Origin of the sequence: Paracraurococcus lichenis, assembly GCF_030657435.1 — a bacterium.
Taxonomy (GTDB): domain Bacteria; phylum Pseudomonadota; class Alphaproteobacteria; order Acetobacterales; family Acetobacteraceae; genus Paracraurococcus; species Paracraurococcus lichenis.
Genome location: NZ_JAUTWS010000411.1, coordinates 1 through 658 on the forward strand (window position 1 = coordinate 1; position 658 = coordinate 658).

Here is a 658-nt window from a genome sequence, read left to right on the forward strand (position 1 = left end):
TCCCGCCGGGCCGTGCTCGGCGAAGCGCTTGCAGATGTCGAAAACCCCGGTCTGGGTCAGCCCGACCTGGGCTGCGATCGCGGCATAGGTCTGCCCTGCCTGACGCAGCCCGATCACCTGTCGCCGGCGCTCCTCTTGCGCCTCTGGCGTCAGGCTCCGCATGTCCACGTGCTTCATGATGTGAGTTATTTAGGTACAGCAGGCCGGACCTTCAAGAGCGCCACGGCCGGCTCAATAATCCGGTAAGCTCCTTGCCTGCAGCGCCGCGATGAACCGTGTCACCTCCTCCATCCGGAACCGAGGTCAGCCAGCCCGATCGCCGCGCCACGCTCGACATGGCAACTTCGATCTATATCGCCACCCCAAACGCCAGCTCCGCCACCGGCTATACCGGTTCTGGCCCCGCTCCCCTCGCCCCCGCGGGCCAGAAGCATACCCATTGGCGTTCGGTCGACCCTGCCCCCACGGTTTTGCGTGCTCTCGCGCGGCTTTCGCCATCTGCCAGTGCTGGACGCGGGCAAGGTCGTTGGCGTGATCTCGATCGGCGACGTCGTCAAGGACGTGCTTCGGGACTTGGAGCTCAGCGTGGGCGACCTGATGGGCTACATCATGACCGACGGTCCCGGGGGCTGATAGACGAACCGCGGTGCCGTTCCCG

General features: G+C 65.7%; 2 protein-coding genes. One reads left to right on the forward strand and one right to left on the reverse strand.

Going from position 1 to position 658, the window contains the following annotated elements; all coding sequences use genetic code 11:
- Positions 1-177, reverse strand: a 177-nt coding sequence (locus tag Q7A36_RS40550) for a helix-turn-helix domain-containing protein (protein ID WP_305109450.1), incomplete at its 3' end; no start/stop codon positions are given.
- A gap of 297 nt (positions 178-474) precedes the next feature.
- Here Q7A36_RS40550 and Q7A36_RS40555 point away from each other — a divergent pair.
- Positions 475-633 carry a CBS domain-containing protein gene (locus tag Q7A36_RS40555; protein WP_305109449.1) on the forward strand — a complete coding sequence of 53 codons (159 nt, stop codon included), beginning with the start codon at positions 475-477 and terminating at the stop codon, positions 631-633.
- Positions 634-658: the final 25 nt, after the last annotated feature.